13 protein-coding genes and 1 pseudogene are annotated in these 19,116 nt (G+C 71.8%); 10 read left to right on the top strand and 4 right to left on the bottom strand.

All coding sequences use genetic code 11. From position 1 onward, the window contains the following. The first annotated feature begins 6 nt into the window (after positions 1-6). The 8 genes from ABZT74_RS20205 (at position 7) to ABZT74_RS20170 (ending at position 12,724) form a co-directional block, all read left to right on the top strand. Complete coding sequence (locus ABZT74_RS20205; protein ID WP_355863708.1) at positions 7-987, top strand: hypothetical protein; 981 nt, start codon at positions 7-9, stop codon at positions 985-987. Positions 988-1,032: 45 nt separating this feature from the next. Then, complete coding sequence (gene chvE / locus ABZT74_RS20200; protein WP_355863706.1) at positions 1,033-2,145, top strand: multiple monosaccharide ABC transporter substrate-binding protein; 1,113 nt, start codon at positions 1,033-1,035, stop codon at positions 2,143-2,145. Positions 2,146-2,177: 32 nt separating this feature from the next. Further along, on the top strand, positions 2,178-3,728 hold the full coding sequence (mmsA, locus tag ABZT74_RS20195) for a multiple monosaccharide ABC transporter ATP-binding protein (RefSeq protein WP_355863704.1): 1,551 nt from the start codon (positions 2,178-2,180) through the stop codon (positions 3,726-3,728). Continuing rightward, the gene (gene mmsB / locus ABZT74_RS20190) at positions 3,725-4,969 is read left to right on the top strand and encodes a multiple monosaccharide ABC transporter permease (RefSeq protein ID WP_356175225.1); all 1,245 of its coding nucleotides are present in this window, start codon (positions 3,725-3,727) and stop codon (positions 4,967-4,969) included. Before mmsA ends, mmsB begins: the two co-directional genes overlap by 4 nt. 54 nt (positions 4,970-5,023) lie before the next feature. Beyond that, the gene (locus tag ABZT74_RS20185; protein ID WP_356436570.1) at positions 5,024-6,172 is read left to right on the top strand and encodes an aldose epimerase family protein; all 1,149 of its coding nucleotides are present in this window, start codon (positions 5,024-5,026) and stop codon (positions 6,170-6,172) included. A gap of 161 nt (positions 6,173-6,333) precedes the next feature. After that, positions 6,334-8,043 carry an aminotransferase class I/II-fold pyridoxal phosphate-dependent enzyme gene (locus ABZT74_RS20180; RefSeq protein WP_356436567.1) on the top strand — a complete coding sequence of 570 codons (1,710 nt, stop codon included), beginning with the start codon at positions 6,334-6,336 and terminating at the stop codon, positions 8,041-8,043. A gap of 202 nt (positions 8,044-8,245) precedes the next feature. Next, a complete protein-coding gene (locus tag ABZT74_RS20175; protein WP_356436564.1) occupies positions 8,246-9,508 on the top strand; it encodes an extracellular solute-binding protein in 1,263 nt (420 codons plus the stop codon). 237 nt (positions 9,509-9,745) lie between these two features. Next, the gene (locus tag ABZT74_RS20170) at positions 9,746-12,724 is read left to right on the top strand and encodes a beta-galactosidase (protein WP_356436561.1); all 2,979 of its coding nucleotides are present in this window, start codon (positions 9,746-9,748) and stop codon (positions 12,722-12,724) included. 14 nt (positions 12,725-12,738) lie between these two features. On the opposite strand, the gene ABZT74_RS20165 is transcribed toward ABZT74_RS20170, so the two are convergent. The 4 genes and pseudogenes from ABZT74_RS20165 to ABZT74_RS20150 form a co-directional block, all read right to left on the bottom strand. Next, a complete protein-coding gene (locus tag ABZT74_RS20165) occupies positions 12,739-13,626 on the bottom strand; it encodes an SMP-30/gluconolactonase/LRE family protein (protein WP_355863691.1) in 888 nt (295 codons plus the stop codon). Beyond that, on the bottom strand, positions 13,623-14,396 hold the full coding sequence (locus tag ABZT74_RS20160; protein WP_355863689.1) for an IclR family transcriptional regulator: 774 nt from the start codon (positions 14,394-14,396) through the stop codon (positions 13,623-13,625). The genes ABZT74_RS20165 and ABZT74_RS20160 overlap by 4 nt, the downstream gene beginning before the upstream one ends. Positions 14,397-14,596: 200 nt before the next feature. Next, positions 14,597-15,820, bottom strand: a pseudogene (locus ABZT74_RS20155) (helix-turn-helix domain-containing protein); the annotation flags it as partial. 380 nt (positions 15,821-16,200) lie between these two features. Next, positions 16,201-16,353, bottom strand: a complete 153-nt coding sequence (locus tag ABZT74_RS20150) for a hypothetical protein (RefSeq protein ID WP_355863687.1) — start codon at positions 16,351-16,353, stop codon at positions 16,201-16,203. A gap of 268 nt (positions 16,354-16,621) precedes the next feature. On the opposite strand from ABZT74_RS20150, the gene ABZT74_RS20145 reads away from it, so the two are divergent. Together ABZT74_RS20145 and ABZT74_RS20140 are read left to right on the top strand one after the other, a co-directional pair. Then, complete coding sequence (locus tag ABZT74_RS20145; protein ID WP_356175207.1) at positions 16,622-17,599, top strand: DUF3068 domain-containing protein; 978 nt, start codon at positions 16,622-16,624, stop codon at positions 17,597-17,599. Between the two features lie 282 nt (positions 17,600-17,881). Then, a complete protein-coding gene (locus ABZT74_RS20140) occupies positions 17,882-19,033 on the top strand; it encodes a glycosyltransferase family 4 protein (protein ID WP_356436558.1) in 1,152 nt (383 codons plus the stop codon). Positions 19,034-19,116: the final 83 nt, after the last annotated feature.

The raw sequence follows: 19,116 nt of genomic DNA, 5'->3' as shown, positions 1-19,116 counted from the left end.
CGGCTTGTGACGACCGATGCCTCTCCCACGGCAGCCCGGCGACCCGGCGAGCGGGCGCTCGCCGCGCTCGGCCTGGGCGCGCCCGCCCTCTCCCCCGCCGACGCCTCGCCGCACGCCTTCCCGGGAGGCGGCCGCTGGCGCACCGAGGTGCCCTCCGTCGAGGGACCCGAGGCGCTGGCCGCGGTGCTCAAGGAGTCCTCGCGGCTCGACGTGCCCATCCACCGGATCAGCCAGGGCAGCGGTGTCTGGATGCTCACCGACGCCGAGATCACCGAGATGGTCGAGGCCACCGGCGAACGCGACATCGAGCTCTGCCTGTTCACCGGTCCGCGCGGCACCTGGGACATCGGCGCCTCGGTCCGCACCGACTCGCGCGGCGGGGGGCTGCGCGCCCGCGGTCACGACGCCGTCGCCGGCTGTGTGGAGGACGCCGTCCGTGCCACGGAGCTGGGGGTGAAGTGCCTGCTCGTCGCGGACGAGGGGGTGCTGTGGACCCTGCACCGGGCGCGCACCGCGGGGATCATCCCGGCGGACACCACGCTCAAGGTCTCGGCGCTGATCGGCCCGGTCAACCCGGCCGCGTACGCGGTGTACGAGCACCTCGGGGCCGACTCGGTCAACGTGCCGAGCGACCTGACGCTCGGTCACCTCACCGAGATCCGGCGGATCTCCGCCGCCCCCATGGACATGTACATCGAGGCCCCCGACGACCTCGGCGGGTACGTGCGGATGTACGAGGTCGCCGAGCTGATCCGGCGCGGCGCACCGCTCTATCTGAAGTTCGGGCTGTCCAAGGCCCCCGGGATCTACCCCTACGGCACCCATCTGCGGGACCTGACCCTGAGCACCGCCCGGGAGCGCGTACGGCGCGGCCGGCTCGCGCTCGACCTGCTCGCCCGGCACGGCGCGGACGGCGACATGGCGCCGCTCGGTTCCCGCACGCCCGGCCCGCTCCACCGCTTTCCCACCGATGTCACCCCGCTCTGACCCGCTGCCCTCTCTCAACGACGAGAAGAACAAGGACTGATCATCATGCGCAACCGCAGAGCCGCCCTCGCCGCCATCGCCGGCGCCGCCTCCCTCGCCCTCACCCTGTCCGCCTGCGGACAGGACAGCGACGGCGGCAGCGACGACAAGTCGGGCAGCACCAAGGGCGCCACGATCGGCATCTCGATGCCGACCAAGTCGTCCGAGCGCTGGATCGCCGACGGCAACAACGTGGTCAAGAACCTCCAGGCGAAGGGCTACAAGACCAAGCTGGCGTACGGGGAGGACGACCCGGACCAGCAGGTCTCGCAGATCGAGAACATGATCACGCAGGGTGTGAAGGCGCTGATCATCGCCGCCATCGACAACAAGTCGATGAACAACGTGCTCCAGCAGGCCGCCGACGCCAAGATCCCGGTGATCTCCTACGACCGGCTGATCCTCGGCAGCAAGAACGTCGACTACTACGCGTCGTTCGACAACACCAAGGTCGGTGAGCTGCAGGGCGGTTACATCGTCGACAAGCTCGGCCTGAAGGACGGCAGCAAGAAGGGGCCGTTCAACATCGAGCTGTTCGCCGGCTCCAACGACGACAACAACACGAAGTACTTCTTCCAGGGCGCGATGAACGTCCTCCAGCCCTACATCGACAAGAAGCAGCTCGTCGTGAAGTCCGGGCAGACCAACCTCACCCAGGTCACCACGCTGCGCTGGGACGGCGGCACCGCGCAGAAGCGCATGGACGACATCCTCACCTCGGCGTACAAGAGCGAGCACGTCGACGCCGTGCTGTCGCCCTACGACGGCATCTCGATCGGCATCCTCTCGTCGCTGAAGTCGGACGACTACGGCTCCAAGAGCAAGCCGCTGCCGGTGGTCACCGGCCAGGACGCCGAACTCGCGTCGGTGAAGTCGATCATCGCGGGCGAGCAGACGCAGACCGTCTACAAGGACACCCGCAAGCTGGCGACGGTGGCCTCGAACATGGTCGACGCGGCGCTCAAGGGCAAGAAGCCCGAGATCAACGACGACAAGACCTACGACAACGGCACCAAGGTCGTCCCCGCGTACCTGCTGCAGCCCGTCAGCGTCGACAAGTCCAACTACGAGAAGGAGCTCGTCGACACGGGCTACTACAAGGCCACCGACCTCAAGTAACCCCCGCCCCCTACTGATTGGAAGGCACGACCATGGCGGGACCCGTCCTGGAAATGCGCTCGATCGTCAAGACCTTTCCCGGCGTCAAGGCGCTGTCGGACGTCACTCTGACCGTCCAGCAGGGCGAGGTCCATGCCATCTGCGGGGAGAACGGCGCCGGCAAGTCGACCTTGATGAAGGTCCTCTCCGGCGTTCACCCGCACGGGAGTTACGAAGGGGACATCCTCTTCGATTCGGAGGTCTGCACCTTCAAGGACATCAGGGCCAGCGAGCAGCACGGCATCGTGATCATCCACCAGGAACTGGCCCTGGTTCCGTACCTCTCCATCGCCGAGAACATCTTCCTCGGCAACGAGCACGCCACCCGCGGGCTCATCAGCTGGACCGAGACCCTGCGGCACGCGTCCGAACTGCTGCGGCGGGTCGGGCTCGACGAGAACCCGCAGACCCGCGTCGCCGACATCGGCGTGGGCAAGCAGCAGCTCGTCGAGATCGCGAAGGCGCTGTCGAAGAAGGTGAAGCTGCTCATCCTGGACGAGCCGACCGCCGCCCTGAACGACGAGGACAGCGGCAAACTCCTGGATCTCATCCTGGAGTTGAAGAACCAGGGCATGACCTCGATCATCATCTCCCACAAGCTCAACGAGATCGAGCGGGTCGCGGACTCGGTGACCATCCTGCGCGACGGGCGGACCATCGAGACGCTCGACGTGAAGGCCGCGGAGACCACCGAGGACCGGATCATCAGCGGCATGGTGGGCCGCGACCTGGAACACCGCTTCCCGGAACGCACCCCGCACCACCCCGAGGCGGGCGCCGCGCCCGCCCTGGAGATCCGCGACTGGACCGTGTTCCACCCGATCGACCAGCAGCGCAAGGTGGTCGACGACGTGTCGATCTCCGTGCGCCGCGGCGAGATCGTCGGCATCGCCGGGCTCATGGGCGCTGGGCGCACCGAACTCGCGATGAACGTCTTCGGGCGCGCCTATGGCCGCTACGCGGGCGGCACGGTGCTCAGGGACGGCAAGGAGATCCGGACGAAGACCGTGTCCCAGGCGGTCGGTCACGGGATCGCGTACGTCACCGAGGACCGCAAGCACTACGGCCTCAACCTCATCGACACGATCAACCGCAACATCACGCTCAGCGCGCTGGGCAAGGTCGCCCGGCGCGGGATCGTCGACGAGCACGAGGAGCGGCAGGTCTCCGAGGGGTTCCGCACCTCCATGAACATCAAGGCGCCGACCGTCTTCGAGCCGGTGGGCAAGCTGTCGGGCGGCAACCAGCAGAAGGTCGTCCTGAGCAAGTGGATCTTCGCGGGGCCCGAGGTGCTGATCCTGGACGAGCCGACCCGCGGGATCGACGTGGGCGCCAAGTTCGAGATCTACACGGTCATCGACCGGCTGGCGGCCGAGGGCAAGGCCGTCGTCTTCATCTCCTCCGAGCTGCCGGAGCTGCTCGGCATGTGCGACCGCATCTACACGATGGCAGCGGGACGGCTGACGGGTGAGTTCTCGCGGGCGGAAGCCTCGCAGGAATCGCTGATGCGTCAGATGACCAAGGACAAAGAGGTAACCCGATGAGCACGGATGTGACCGCCAAGACGCCGGCCCCCGCGCCGGCCGGCAAGAGCGGCTCGGACACGGGAGAGAGCCTGCTCCAGCTGATGCTGGACGGCATGCGCCGCAACATGCGGCAGTACGGCATGCTGTTCGCCCTCGGTCTGATCGTGGTGCTGTTCGCCGTGTGGACCGACGGTGACCTGCTGCTGCCCCGCAACGTCTCCAACCTGGTGCTGCAGAACAGCTACATCCTGATCCTCGCGATCGGCATGATGCTCGTCATCATCGCGGGCCACATCGACCTGTCGGTCGGCTCGCTGACGGCGTTCGTGGGCGCGATCGGCGCCGTGCTGATGGTCAACCACGACCTCTCCTGGCCGCTCGCCCTGGTGCTGTGCCTGGCCATCGGCGCGGCCGCGGGCGCGGCCCAGGGCTTCCTCATCGCCTACCTCGGCATACCGTCGTTCATCGTGACCCTCGCGGGCATGCTGACCTTCCGCGGTCTGACCGAGATCTTCCTCAAGGGCCAGACGATCGGCCCGTTCCCCGAGGGTCTGCAGAAGGTCGCCAACAGCTTCCTGCCCGAGGTCGGACCCGACACGAACTACCACAACCTCACGCTGCTGCTCGGCCTCGCCCTGATCGCCTTCGTGGTGTTCCAGGAGGTCCGCGACCGCAAGCGGCAGCAGGAGTTCTCCCTCGACGTCCTGCCCCGCAACCTCTTCCTGCTCAAGCTCGTCGCGCTGATCGCCGCGGTGTTCACCGTCACCCTGCTGCTCGCCAGCTACAAGGGCGCTCCGGTGGTCCTGCTGATCCTCGGTGTGCTGGTCGCCGGCTTCGGCTACCTGATGCGCAACGCGGTCATCGGCCGGCACATCTACGCGATCGGCGGCAACCTCCCGGCGGCGAAGCTGTCGGGCGTGAAGGACAAGAAGGTCACCTTCCTGGTCTTCCTGAACATGGGCATGCTCGCGGCCCTGGCGGGTCTGGTCTTCGCCGCCCGCTTCAACGCGGCCTCGCCCAAGGCCGGTCTGAACTTCGAACTCGAAGCGATCGCGGCCTCGTTCATCGGCGGCGCGTCGATGAGCGGCGGCGTGGGCACGGTCCTCGGCGCGATCATCGGCGGTCTCGTCCTGGGCGTGCTGAACAACGGCATGAACCTCGTCGGCGTCGGCAGCGACTGGCAGCAGGTCATCAAGGGCCTGGTGCTGCTCGCGGCGGTCGGCTTCGACGTGTGGAACAAGCGCAAGGTCGGTTCGTAAGTCGGCCGGGCCCCGCCCGTCCGGGCGGGGCCCCTTCCAGTGCAGGAGCCGCACATGGACATGAGCAGACGTACGGTCATCGCAGCGGCAACGGCGGCGGGGCTCACGGCCGCCGCCGGTGTCGGAACGGCGCACGCCTCCGGAGGCGGCAGGCCCGCCAAGGAGGTCTTCGGCAGACTCGCCGACGGGACGACGGTCCACCGGTGGTCGCTGGAGAACGGCGGCACCCGCCTCAAGGTCCTGTCGTACGGCGGGATCGTCCAGTCCCTGGAGATCCCCGACCGGCACGGCCGGTACCGCAACGTCGTCCTCGGCTTCGCCGGTCTCGACGACTACGTCGCGAAGAGCCCCTACTTCGGGGCGCTGATCGGCCGGTACGGCAACCGGATCGCCAAGGGGCGGTTCACTCTCGACGGCACCACCCACCAGCTCTCCGTCAACGACGGCGTCAACAGCCTGCACGGCGGCGCCCAGGGCTTCGACAAGCGGGTCTGGGACGTGGCGGGCTTCACCTCCGGCACCGACGTCGGGCTCGTCCTGCGCTACACCAGTGCCGACGGCGAGATGGGCTACCCCGGCACACTGCGCGTCAAGGTCACCTACACCCTGAACCGGCACGGCGACTGGCGCATCGACTACGAGGCGACCACCGACCGGGCCACCGTCGTGAACCTCACCAGCCACGTCTACTGGAACCTCGCCGGTGAGGGCAGCGGTTCCATCTACGACCACGAGCTGGAGATCGCCGCCGCCCGCTACACCCCGGTCGATTCGGGCCTGATCCCGACCGGCGAGCTGGCGCGGGTCGCGGGCACGCCGTTCGACTTCCGCCGCGCGAAGACGGTCGGCGAGGACATCCGGGTGGGCCACCAGCAACTCCTGTACGGCCAGGGCATCGACCACAACTGGGTCCTCGACAAGGGCATCTCCGCCCGGCCCGAGCACATAGCGACCCTGCGCGACCCGTCCTCGGGGCGCCGGCTGAGGATCGCGACCACCGAGCCGGGCCTGCAGTTCTACTCGGGCAACTTCCTGGACGGCACCCTGCTCGGCACCGGCCGTCGCATCTACCGCCAGGGGGACGCGCTGTGCCTGGAGACCCAGCACTTCCCGGACTCACCGAACCGTCCGTCGTTCCCCTCGACGGTGCTGCGACCGGGGCACACGTACCGGACGAGCACCGTGCACACCTTCGGTCCGTGACCGACCTTCACCACCGGTTCACCGACTCCCCACGATTTCCCGCCGATTGAACAGCGCCACCTCCGCATCCGTATGGAAGGGCGGCCCGTGCTCCCCCGCACGGGCCACCCCACGTCCGAGGGCCCGTCCTCCCCAGCGGGCCCGCCCCCTACGGAGGTTCCATGGCAGGCAATGTCACCTCGCTCTTTCGCGGCACCGCGGCGCACAGCCCGTCGATGGCCGCACTGACGCGGGAGGGTGACGGAGCCGGACCCGTGGACTTCTGCATTCCGTGCAACCCGTACTTCCCCACTCCCGCGATGTTCGACGAACTCGCGGGCCGGCTACGCGAGATCATCACCTACTACCCGAGCAGCGCCGACACCATCACCGCCGAACTGTGCTCGCTGCTCCGGCTTCCTCCGCAGTGCGTCGCGATGGGCAACGGCTCCACCGAGCTGATCACCTGGATCGACCACCTGCTGGTCCGGGAGTCCCTCGCCATCCCCGTCCCCACGTTCGGCCGCTGGACCGACCAGCCCATGGAGACCGGCAAGCGGGTCGACATGTTCCCGCTCCAGGAGTCCACCGGCTTCGCCCTCGACCTCGCCGCGTACGCGAAGTTCATCCGGGCCCGCGGCACCCGGGTCGCCGTCCTGTGCAACCCGAACAACCCCGACGGCGGCTTCCTGCCCCGTCAGTCCGTCATCCAGTTCATGGACGCGATGGCCGACCTGGACCTGATCGTCATCGACGAGTCGTTCCTGGAGTTCGCCGACGCCGAGTCCGAGCCGAGCGTCGTCGAGGACGCGGTGATGCGGCCCAACGTCATCGTGCTGCGCAGCCTCGGCAAGAACTTCGGGCTGCACGGCATCCGCTTCGGGTACCTCGTCGCGAACCCCGCCCTGGCCGGCAAGGTCCGCTCGATGCTGCCCAAGTGGAACCTCAACTCCTTCGCGGAGAGCGTGGTGTTCATGCTCAAGGAGCACGGCGCCGAGTACATGGAGAGCCTCCACATGGTCCGCCGCGACCGGCTCGACATGGCTCGCGAACTGGCCGCGCTGCCCGGCCTGACGGTCTACCCCTCGCAGGGCAACTTCCTCTTCGTACGCCTTCCCGTGGGCGCCGAGGGGACCGTGGTCCGGGACCGGCTGCTCACCGAGCACCGCATCCTGGTCCGCGAGTGCGGCAACAAGATCGGTTCGTCCAGCCGCTTCCTGAGACTCGTGGTGCGCCCCCAGGCCGACGTGCGTCGCCTGGTGTCCGGTCTGGAGCAGGTGCTCTACGGGTCCAGGAGGGGAGCCGCCGTACCGGAGCTGAGCACAGGGACCGGCTACAGCTCGGGTACGGCGGCCGTCGACCGTCTGGTCGGTGCCACCAACGGCGCAGGGATGCAGGGGCTGGCCGCCCAGGCGGGGGCCTGGCCCGGGACCGCCCCCCAGGTCCCGGCCGCCGCCCCCGCGCCCGTCCTGCCGCCCGCTCCGCCCGTGCGGCCGGCCGCCGCCGTGATCTTCCCCGACCAGCAGCCCGCGGCGGCCCAGAACCGCCCCGCCCCACAGCCGTTCGCGGCCGCCGCCTACGCGGCACCGCAGGCCGCGCCGCCGGGTGTGCCGCAGCCCGGCAGCTGGCCCGCGGCGGCCCAGGGACCGGGCGCGATGCCCGCGCAGATGCCGCCGGCCGCCGGCTGGAGTCCTGCCCAGCCGCCCGGCCTCCAGCCCGCAGCCGCGCAGGCGGGCATGCCCGGCATGCCGAACGCCGCGTCGCTCGGCGCGCAGGGCGGCCTGACGGCCGCTCAGGTCCGTGGCAGGACCCAGCCCGAACCCCCTCCCCCACCACCGTCGAACGGCGGCTGGGGAGCCGTCGGCGCGATGCTCTACAACCAGGCGGGCTGAACAGGCCACCCGCGACGGGCCCTTCGGCGGCCCGCGCACACCCCTGCCGGCTCCCACGTCCGGGGTCCCGGCCAGGGGCCGCCGACACACCGCCGGAACCAAAACGCAACCGGCCCGGCCCTGTGCGCCACCCGCCCCCGGGCCTACGATCGACGCTCTTCGTCTACGCGCGTCGAGAGTGGCGGGAACAGAGGTGGTGGCCGTGCGTCGCAGTGCCCGGATCATGGTGACGATGACGGCCGCGCTCGGCCTCACGGCGAGTGCGGCCGGCTGCGGAGCGGGGCAGGGGACCGAGGCCGCGGGGACCACCACGCTGACCGTCGTCGCGACCAACTACGGCGACAGCGTCCACAAGAACTCACAGGGCTACTGGGACCGCGTCGGACTCGCCTTCCAGGCCGCCCACCCCGGCGTGCGGGTGGTGACCACGGTCTACCCGGCCGGCACCGTGGACGCGAAGGTCGCCGCGCTGGTGAAGCGGGGCAAGGCGCCCGACATCGTGCAGAGCGGCAGCTTCGCCCAGTACGCGGCGGCCGGACAGCTCTACTCGGCCGACGAGGTGCTCTCGATCCCCGTGCAGGCCGGGTTCGTCCGCAGCCTCGCGGACGCCGGGAAGGTGAAGGGCATCCAGTACGCGATGCCGTTCACCGCGAGCACCCGGCTGCTCTACTACAACAAGGACCTGTTCCGGCGGGCCGGCCTCGACGCCCCCACCACCTGGCAGGAAATCGCCGCGGACGCCCGGGCGTTGAAGGCGCAGGGCGTGAAGTACCCGATCGCGCTGCCGCTCGGGCCCGAGGAGGCCGAGGCGGAGACGCTGGGATGGCTCCTCGCGGGCGGGGGCGGCTACACCGGCGGCGCCGGGGGCTACGACTTCGTCTCCGAGGCCAACGTCTCGGCGTTCACCTGGCTGAGGACGAACCTCGTCGAGCCGGGACTCACCGGCCCGGTGGCGCCCGGCAGGCTGAACCGGAGCGCGGCGCTCACCTCCTTCGTCGACGGCGAGGCCGGCATGGTGAACGCCCCGCTCTCGCTGATGCGGCAGATCGCCGACTCCTCGCAGAACGTGCCGTACGGCACCGTCGCGCTGCCCGGCAGCACCGGCAAGGAGGTGCCGACCATGGGCACCGCCGACTGGGTCGTCGCGTTCGAGCAGGGCGGGCACCGCGAGGAGGCGGGCGCCTTCCTCGACTTCCTGTACGGCGACAAGTACGTCCGCGAGCAGGCCACCGAGTACCAGCTGCTCCCGGTCACCGCGACGGTGGCCGAGGACCTGCGCGCCGACCGCCGCTACCGCGCCCTCTGGCACGGTCTCGACGCGCTGGACGGCATGGACCTGTACCCGCTCGCCGAGACGGACTGGGCGCGGGTGTCGACCTCGATCCGGTCGAGGATCGGTGCGGCCGTCGCCCCGGGCGGCGATCCGGAGGCGGTCCTGACGTCGATAGCGAAGACGGCCCGCTGACCCGGCCGGAGCTTCCCCCGCCGTGAGGGTTCCGCGGCGCGCGCGGGAGAGGAGGATGCCGTCGTCCGGCGGGCGACGGCGTCCGCCATACCGCCCATACCGCGTAATCCGCCCGCGCCGGGAACCTCATATGACCATGAAATGACCTGCCTGTGTGGACAATGGCCGCACCCTCCCCCGGGTGCTCGGGCCCGGCCCGGCCGGGGGTTCCCCATCGCCGTCCCCGGGAGGACCCGCATGGTGTTGAGCAGACGTACCTTCAGCGCACTCGCCGGCACCGCAGCACTCGGCTTCTCCCTCGGCGGCAGCGGCAGCGACGTGGCGAGCGCGGCCGGAAGGGCGGTCCTCGCGCCCACCGGTCCGGCCCCCGCGCCGCCCGGGGCCGACGGCCGGAAGCACACCGTCGGCTTCGACCGCTACTCGATGCTCGTCGACGGCCGCCGCCTGGTGATCTGGTCCGGCGAGGTCCACCCGTTCCGGCTGCCGAGCCCGTCCCTGTGGCGGGACGTCCTGCAGAAGCTGCGCGCCCACGGCTACAACACGGTCAGCATCTACGTCGCGTGGAACTACCACTCCCCCGCCCCCGGGACGTACGACTTCACCGGCGTCCGCGACCTCGACCTGTTCCTGCGCACCGCCGCCGAGACCGGGCTGTACGTCATCCTGCGCCCCGGCCCCTACATCAACGCCGAGGTGGACGCGGGCGGCTTCCCCGGCTGGCTGACCGCCACCCCGGGGGTGGCCCGCACCTCCGACCCGACGTATCTGAAGCACGTCGACCAGTGGCTGACCGCCGTCGACCGGATCGTCGCCCGCCACCAGTACACCGACGGCGGCGGCACGGTCGTCCTCTACCAACTGGAGAACGAGTACGACAACCACGTGACCGAGCCCGCCGGCCGCGACTACATGGCACACCTCTACGCGAAGGTCCGGGCCGACGGCATCGACGTGCCGCTCTTCCACAACGACAAGGGCCGCAACGGCCACTGGGCGCCGGGCACCTTCGACACCGGCGGCGAGCGGGGCCGTTACCTGTACGGCTTCGACGGCTACCCGTCCCCCTTCAAGACGCCGCCGGACTGGGGCCACTTCGGCGTCGGCGGCACGAAGGGCGGCGCGACCGCGAGCCCGGACACCCCCGGGTTCATCCCCGAGTTCGGCGGCGGCTGGTTCGACCCGTGGGGCGGCGCCGAGTTCGACGGCAAGGGGTACGCGGAGTCCCGCCGCACCCGCGACGCCGCCTACGAGCGCCGGTTCTACCTCACCAACCTCGCCAACGGCATCACCGTCCACAACGTCTACATGACCTTCGGCGGCACGTCCTGGGGCTGGCTGCCCGCACCGATCGTCTACACCTCGTACGACTACGGGGCCGCCCTCGACGAGGGGCGGCAACCGACCGAGAAGCTGACCCCCATGCATCAGATCGGCCAACTCCTCCACTCCGTGCCGGAGTTGGCGAAGCTGGACCGCGCCGAGGCGATCCCGTCCGACGACCTGGGCGCCGATCTCGGCATCAAGACCTACCACCTGGTCAACCCGGACACGAAGGCGCACGTCCACGTGCTGCGCAACGACTCGGCCGCCGAGGCGGTCGCCTCGGTTCCGCTCGCGGGCACGACCGTCCCCGTGCCGGTGCCCGGCCTCGACGCGAGACTCCTCGTCACCGGGATCTCCCTGGGGCGGCGGACGCTGCGGTACTCGACGGCCCAGCCGATGCTCCGTCTGACCGCCGGACGCCAGGACATCGCCGTGTTCACCGGCCGCTCCGGAGAGTCGACCCGCACCTGCCTGGACGTGGCGAGCGAACCGACGGTCACCGTGCTGGACGGCACCGCACGGCACGGCTTCGAGGACGGCGTGCTGCGGATCGACGCCCGGCTGGACGGCGTCACCCGCGTCCTGGTCGAGGGCGGCGGCGTCACGGCCCCCCTCCTGCTGCTGCTCGCCGACGACGAGAGTTCCCGCCGGCTGTGGCGCTACGACACCCCGTCGGGCCCGGTCCTGGCGCGCGGCCCGGCGCTGCTGCGCACGGCGGCCCTGCGCGGCAGCACCCTCCATCTCACCGGGGACACCGTGGACGCGGCGGACCTGGAGGTGTGGGGGCCGCGCGGAATGACCGAACTCGTCTGGAACCAGGGCACGTTGCGGGCCCGTGCGACCACCTCGGGGAGTCTGCGCGCCGAGCAGCGGCTGCCCGGGGTGCCGTCGGTGCGGCTGCCCGCCCTGACCACCTGGCGCCGGTCCGCCGAGAACCCCGAGTCCGCCGCCGACCACGACGACTCGGCGTGGCGGGTCGTCGACCGGAAGACCTCGCACAGCGTCACCCCCGTCCCCGCCGGGCAGCCCGTGCTGTTCGCCGACGACTACGGCTTCCACTACGGAGACGTCTGGTACCGGGGCCGCTTCGAGGACGCCGGTGACGCCGAGTCCGTGGCGCTCTCCTATGTCGCGGGCGCCCAGGGCCTGTTGATGGCGTGGCTGGACGGCGAGCCGCTGGGTACGCACCGGATGCCGGTGCCGGACAAGAAGACCGTGCGGCAGGGGACCTGGTCGGCCACCGCGACCTTCCCCGTCCGACCGCGGCCCGGCCGGTCCCACGTGCTGTCCGTGCTGGTCCGCCGGATGCAGCACGACGAGGACGGCAGGGCGAACGACAGCCACAAGGCCGCCCGCGGACTGACGGCCGTGACCTTCGCCGGCGCCGCCCCCGCGATCGGCTGGCGCATCCAGGGCGAGGCGGCCCCCGACCCGGTGCGCGGGCCGCTCAACAACGGCGGCCTGCACGGGGAACGGCACGGCTGGCATCTGCCCGGGTTCGCCGACGGCGGCTGGAAGCTCGTGGACCTCCCGCGCGCCGAGAAGCGGCAGGGCGTCACCTGGTACCGCACCGGGTTCCGGCTCGCCGTCGAGAGCGGCGTGGACGCCTCGATCGGCCTCACCCTCACCGACGACGCGGCCCGCGCCTACCGCGTCCAGATCTTCCTGAACGGCTGGAACATGGGCCAGTACATCAACGACGTGGGCCCGCAGCACACGTTCGTACTGCCCAACGGGGTGCTGCGCACCCGGGGGTCCAACACACTGGCCCTCGCCGTACTGTCCGACGGGACCACCCCGGCGGGCCCGGGGCGGGTGGAACTGACCCTGCTGGGCAGCGCCGCCGGAGGGGTTCCGGTGACCCCGGTCGACTCCCCCGGCGCCCCCCGGTAGGCCCGGCGGCGGCGCTATCCGGCGAACGGCGGCTGCCGCAGGCCCTTTCCGGCTCCCGGGACCACCAGCAGGGAGCCGGACAGCGGGTGGGGACGGCTCATACCGGTGCGGGCGGTGGTGATGTAGAGGTCGGTGAGGCCGGTGCCGCCGAAGGCGCAGGCCGTGGGGCGGCGGACCGGCAGGGGGACGACCCGGTCGAGTCCGCCGTCCGGCGTGTAGCGGCGGACCGCTCCGCCGTCCCAGAGGGCCACCCAGACACCGCCGTCGGCGTCCACGGTCAGGCCGTCGGGAAAGCCGTCCTCGATGGTCGCGAACACCCTGCGGTTCACCGGAAGCCGGTCGTCGTCCAGGTCGAACACGTCGACGCGGCGGGTCGGCGAGTCCACGTAGTAGACGCGCCGGCCGTCCGGACTCCAGCCCGTGCCGTTGCTGACGGCGACGTCGTCGAGGATCGGGCGGACCGTGCCGTCGGGTGCGATCCGGGTCAGGGTGCCGCCGCCCGGCGCCTCGTCGTAGCGCATCGTTCCGCACCACAGCGAGCCGTCGGGGGCGACGGCCGCGTCGTTGGCCCGGCGCCCCGGGACGGGTTCGCGGTGCAGCCAGCGGAACGGGGCCGCCGTGCCCGCGGGTCCGCCGGAACCCGTGGAGTCGCCCGACGTCGCCGGCGGGTAGAGGCCAACCCCGTCACGGAGGTTGACGACCAGGCCGCCGCCCGCGCGGGGCTTGGCCGCGCCCACGTGCTGCTCGGTGGCCAGCACCGTACGGCGGCCGGTGGCGGGATCGTAGGTATGGACGCGGGAGCCGAGGATGTCGACCCAGATCAGGCGGTCGGCCGCGCTGTCCCAGGTGGGACCCTCGCCGAGCGCGGCGTGGGCGCGGACCGCGACCTCGACGGCCGTCATCCCACGCTCCGGTGGCCGAGGCGCTCGGACAGTTCGGCCGCGCCCTTCGCGGCGAGCTGTTCCAGTTCGGCGCGGCGCTCGTCGCTCCAGCGGATCATCGGCACGGAGATGGAGAGCGCGGCGACGACCTGTCCCGTGCGGTCGCGGACGGGGGCGGCGACACAGCTGACGTCCGGGTTGGACTCCCTGTTCTCGACGGCGACCCCGTGGCGGCGGATCTCCGCGAGGGCCTCGCGCAGGGCTCCGGGTTCGGTGATGCTGTTGGGCGTCATGGCGACGAGGTCGGCGTCGTCGGGGATGCGCGCGGTCAGCTGCTGCTCGGGCAGCGAGGCGAGGAGCATCTTGCCGACGGAGGTGCAGTGCGCGGGAAGACGCCGGCCGGCCGCGGAGACCATGCGGACGGCGTGCGTGGAGTCGACCTTCGCGATGTAGATGACGTCGGTGCCCTCGAGGATCGCCACGTGCACGGTCTCGTCGCAGGTCTCGGCGACGGAGCGGGCGACCTGCTGGCCCTCGGCGGCGAGGTCGAGCTGCTCGGCGTACCGGCTGCCGAGCTGGTAGGGCCGGACGCCGAGGCGATAGCGTCCCGGCTGCCCGGGCACCTGCACGATGTACGAGCGGGCACAGAGGGTGGTGACCAGTTCGTGCACGGTGGTGCGCGGCAGCCGGAGCCGGCGCACGATGTCGGGGGCGGAGAGCGTGCCGTCCCCGTCGAGGAAGAGTTCCAGGATGTCCAGAGCCCGGGTCACGGCAGGTACGAGGCGTCCCACAGCCGGCCCCCTCCCATATGTTCGAAATTTCAACAGACGATCGGCATGACGAACACAGGCTAGTCATAGTGGGCTTGGGCGGGCAATGGGTGGGGCGGGGTCCCCGGTGGGCGCGCGCGGCGGCGGGGCGCGTGGGCCCGGCGGGGCGACGGCCGGGTGGCCGGGGCGGGCCGGGGGCGGCCGCCGCCGCGGGCGGGGCGTCAGCGGCGGGCGCGGGGGTCTCCCAGTTCGCCGCGCAGGCGCTGGGCCCGCAGGACGAGTTCGAGTTCGAACCGCCGGTCCGGGTCGTCGATCTCGTCGCCCCACAGTTCCCTGATCTGGCGCAGGCGGTAGCGGACGGTCTGCGGGTGGACGCCGAGCCGGGCCGCGACCTCGGGGGCGCCGCCGCGCGTCTCCAGCCAGGCCAGCAGCGTCTCCGCGAGCCGCCTGCCGTGCGTGGGCCCGCAGTGGGCCAGCGGTTCCAGGCAGCGCAGGGCGAGATCGTCGATCAGTTCCTCGGGCTGGAGGAGGACGAGTGCCTCGGTGTGCTCCGTGCAGTGCAGCACCTCTCCGCCGGGCAGGAGCCCCCGCTCCATGAGACGTACGGCGGCCTCGGCCCAGCGCAGCGACTTCGCGGCGTCGGCGAGCGGGACGGGCGGGCCGATCGCGCCGGACCATCCGGTCAGCGCCCGGTGCAGCAGTTCGGGCCGGCCCGCGGCGTCCGGCTCGGGCACGACCATGCGCGGCTGCTCGTACTCCATGTCGAGCAGCACGCTCTGGCCGACGGCGGGCGCGACCGCCTCGCGGGCCGGACGCAGCAGGACGCCGACGGCCAGCCTGCCCGGCAGCGGCCAGCCGACCCGGGCGGCCCGTTCGGCGAGGCCCTCGGCGAGGTCGCCCCGGGGGTGGTGTTCGGAGAGCAGCAGTTCCATGAGGCGCCGCTGGAGGCGGAGGCGTTCCCCGGCCTGCCGGGCGGCGGCCTCGGCGTAGCCGCGCACGGACTGGTCGACGAGACCGTCGAGGTACTCGTATCCGGCGTCGACCAGTTCGTACATCGCCGGGGGCGGGATGTCGACGCGCTGCCCGATCTCCGCGAAGCGGCGCCAGGCGAGCCGGACGCCGAGCCGGTAGATGGCCTGGAGGGAGTCGAGGCTGCGGCCGTGCAGTCCCTCGCCGCGGCCGAACTCCTGGAAGACCTCGGGGTGGACGCGCGGGCGGCCCTCGGCCGTTCCGAGGTGCTGCACGAAGACCTCGATGGCGCGGCGGATGCCGACGAGGGCCATCGGCTCGCCGGAGTCGTCGAGCACGAGCGGCAGATGCGGGTACTCCCGGCGGATCTCGCGCAGGATCTCCTCGGCGAGTCCGGGCGCCTCGGCCATGGCGACGGTGGCGAACTGCCGGACCTGGCGGCGCGGAACGTCGTGCCAGGCCGAGCGGGGCGTGACGGCTGCGGGGCGGGCCCGCGGTGTGCGGGCCGCCTTGGCTCCGGGCGTGCCCGGCGCGGGGGCGGCGGCCGCCTCCGCCGCGTCGGGGCCGGTGCGTCCCGACGGGCCGGTCCCGCTCCGCCCGGGCCCGGGGCCGGAGCGCGCGGCGCCCGGTTCCGGCCGCTCGCCGGGGCTGGTGTCGCGAGCCTCCGGTCGTTCCGTATCCCCCGGCCGTCCGGGACCGGCCGGGGACCGACGTGCCGGCTCACCGGTCGAGTCGGGGTTCCCGTTCCCGTCGCGGCGGGGCGGGTCCTTTGCGGGCACGCCGGATCCGGCCCGCCACAGCGGGTCCTCGGACTGTCGTGACAGCGCCGGCCGGGTGCCTCTGCGGCTCGGCACGGTCAGCGCTCCTGGGCGGCGTTCTGGTAGGTGATCAGCGGGGTGTTCGGCTGGTCGGGGGTCGCGTCGAGGAGCGCGACGATGCCGAGTGCGGCGCCCACGGCGAGTGCGGCGGAAGCCGCGACGGTGAGCGCGACGGCGAGCAGTCTGGACATCGCAGGGTCAGCCTCTCTGTCGGAGGTCGTCCCCACCCCGGAACCCGTGCGGCCGACGGCCGACAGGTCCCACGGACAGCGCCTGCGCCGGCCCCGCCCGGCAGGAGCCCAGTCTCGACAATGCATTGACACTCCGTCAAGGGTGCGCCTACGGTTCCCGGCCCATACCGCACGTGCACTTTCTCCCACGGTGTCGACGCATCCGTATCACCACGCACCAGCTGATATCACCGCTGCGTCGAGCCTCCTCAGCCCCTGGAGTGCCCGGATGCGCCGTAAGTTCTCACCCGTCTCCCTGATCCTCGTCGGCCTCGGTACCTTCCTGCTCGTGCTGGCGCCGATGCTCGCCTGGTACGTGGAACCACGTGCCGCCGTGAACCCGATCGACATCGACACGACCGCCGTCTACAAGGGCACCGGCAGCGTCTTCGACCTCGGCAGGGCCGAGACCGTGCCCGGCCAGGACATCACCGTGACCCAGGTGGTGCGCGGCGACGTCGCCGACAGCGAACGCAGTGGCCGGGCCGTCTGGGACGTGACGACGACGGTCGACACCGACGCCTCCCTGCCTGCGGCCGACCCGCACGACGCCCTGGAGTTCATGCCGGGCCGCTGGGTCACCGACCGGCGGTCCAACGAACCGGTGCACTGCTGCCAGGAGCACCCGTACTACGAGGGCGACGCCTATCTGAAGTTCCCCTTCGACGTGCGCAAACACGACTACCGGTGGTGGGACAACTCCCTGGGCGCGCCGGTCACCCTGCACTACCGGGGCACGAAGAAGATCCGCGGGTACCGGGGCTACCGGTTCACCGGGACCGTCCCCGCCACCCGGACCGGGACGCGGCAGGTGCCGGGCGCGCTGGTCGGGGAGCCGCAGCGCGGCCAGGTGCTCGCCGAGGAGTGGTACGCCAACCACCTCGTCGAGCTGGTCGTCGACCAGCGCACCGGGCGGGTGATCTACGCGCAGGTCGGTCCGCGCAAGACGCTGCGGGCCCCGGGCGGCACGAAGGACGAGGCGGTGCTCCTGGACAGCCGCAAGCTGGCCTTCACGGCGGCGACCCAGCGGGACCAGGTCGAGCAGGCGAAGACCGAGAGCGGCCAACTGCTGCTCCTGGGAACGACGTTGCCGATCGGTGCCGGTCTGCTCGGGTTCGTCCTGGCCGCGGCGGGGGCCGTTCTGCTGGTACGCGGGCGACGGGATCCCGGTTCGTCCGCTTCGCCCCCGTCCACGCTCACGATGTGATGTGCCGTCAGCTCCACAAAGCCCCGAAATTGTCATCTCGGTGAGTAGCCGACGCGAACGGCGCGGCGAAAACTGTCCACCCCACCCGAACACAGCGCATTCACAGCCCCGTTACAGCCGAGCGCCCCGCGTCCCCCGCCGCAGGGCGCACCACCGGCGTCACCCCGCGACGCCGGCCACGTCACCCACGGAAGGCACCCGAGGCGGCACGACCACCGAGGACCGGCGCCATGTCCCGCCCCCCACACTGAGTTCCGCACCCCGAGACGAGTTGGAGCACCCATGCCCCAGCACGTACCGTCCCCGCTGCGCACCGTGTCCCCGCGGACCGCGCAGTACCCTCCGGCGCCCTCCCCGTACCCGCGCCGCATCGTCTTCCTCGCCCGCCGCGATCTCGGCAACCCGGCGGCGGGCGGCTCCGAACTCCTGGTCGACCGGCTGGCCGAGGGGCTGACCGGGCTGGGCCACCAGGTCACCCTGGTGTGCGGTGGCCCCTCGTCGGGCCACGGCTACCGGGTCGTCTCGGCGGGCGGTGACCTCGGGCACTTCCTGCGCGCCCGGCCCGCCTTCCACCGCGAGGTCGGAGGATGCGACCTGCTCGTCGAGGTGTGCAACGGACTGCCGTACCTGGCCCCCCTGTGGCATCACGGGCCCACGCTCTGCCTGGTCAACCATGTGCACACGGACCTGTGGCCGATGCGGTTCGGCGGACCCCTCGCGCCCGCCGCCCGGCTCGGCCGGCGCCTCGAACACTGGGCGCTGGCCGGTGCCCAGCGCGGCAACCTGCTGGTCGCCGTCTCCCCGTCGACGGCTCTGGCGCTGCACGCGATCGGCGTCGAACGGGACCGTGTCCGCGTCGTCCACAACGGGGTGGAGGAGCCGGGGCCGCGTGCCGCGCGCTCGCCCGAGCCGCTGTTCGTCGCCGTGGGACGGCTGGTGGAGTACAAGCGGATCGATCTGCTGCTGCGGCTGTGGGAGCGGGTCCGGCCGGTCACCGGAGGCAGACTGGTGATCGTCGGGGACGGCCCCGAGCGCGAACGTCTCCGTCAACTCGCGGGCGAGGGGGTGGAGTTCACCGGCCATGTCTCCGAGGCGGAGAAGCACCGGCTGCTCTGCGCCGCCTGGCTGCTGCTGCACCCCTCCGCGGTGGAGGGGTGGGGTCTGGTGGTCACCGAGGCGGCCGCGCGGGAGACGCCGGCGATCGCCTTCGACGTGCCGGGGCTCCGGGACTCCGTCGTGGACGGCGAGACGGGTGTGCTGGTGCGCGGCGAGTCCTCCTTCGCGGCCGCCTGGTGCACCCTCGCCCTGTCCGCCCGCCGCCGCGCGCTGATGGGCCGGGCGGCCCGCGACCGTGCCGCCGCCTACCGCTGGAACCACACGGTCCGCCGGTTCCGGGCGGTGGCCGCGGAGGCGGTGAGGGGCTGGGCACCGTGACGGCCACCGGACGCGGACCCGGCGCCGCGGGCGCCGCCTTTCCCGGCGGCCCCGGACCCGCCGGGGGCACCGGGTTCAAGGAC

This window comes from Streptomyces sp. NPDC005302, from assembly GCF_040607345.1.
GTDB lineage: Bacteria > Actinomycetota > Actinomycetes > Streptomycetales > Streptomycetaceae > Streptomyces.
Note: the sequence above shows the minus strand (reverse complement) of the source record. Positions and strands in the feature narration are given on the sequence as shown.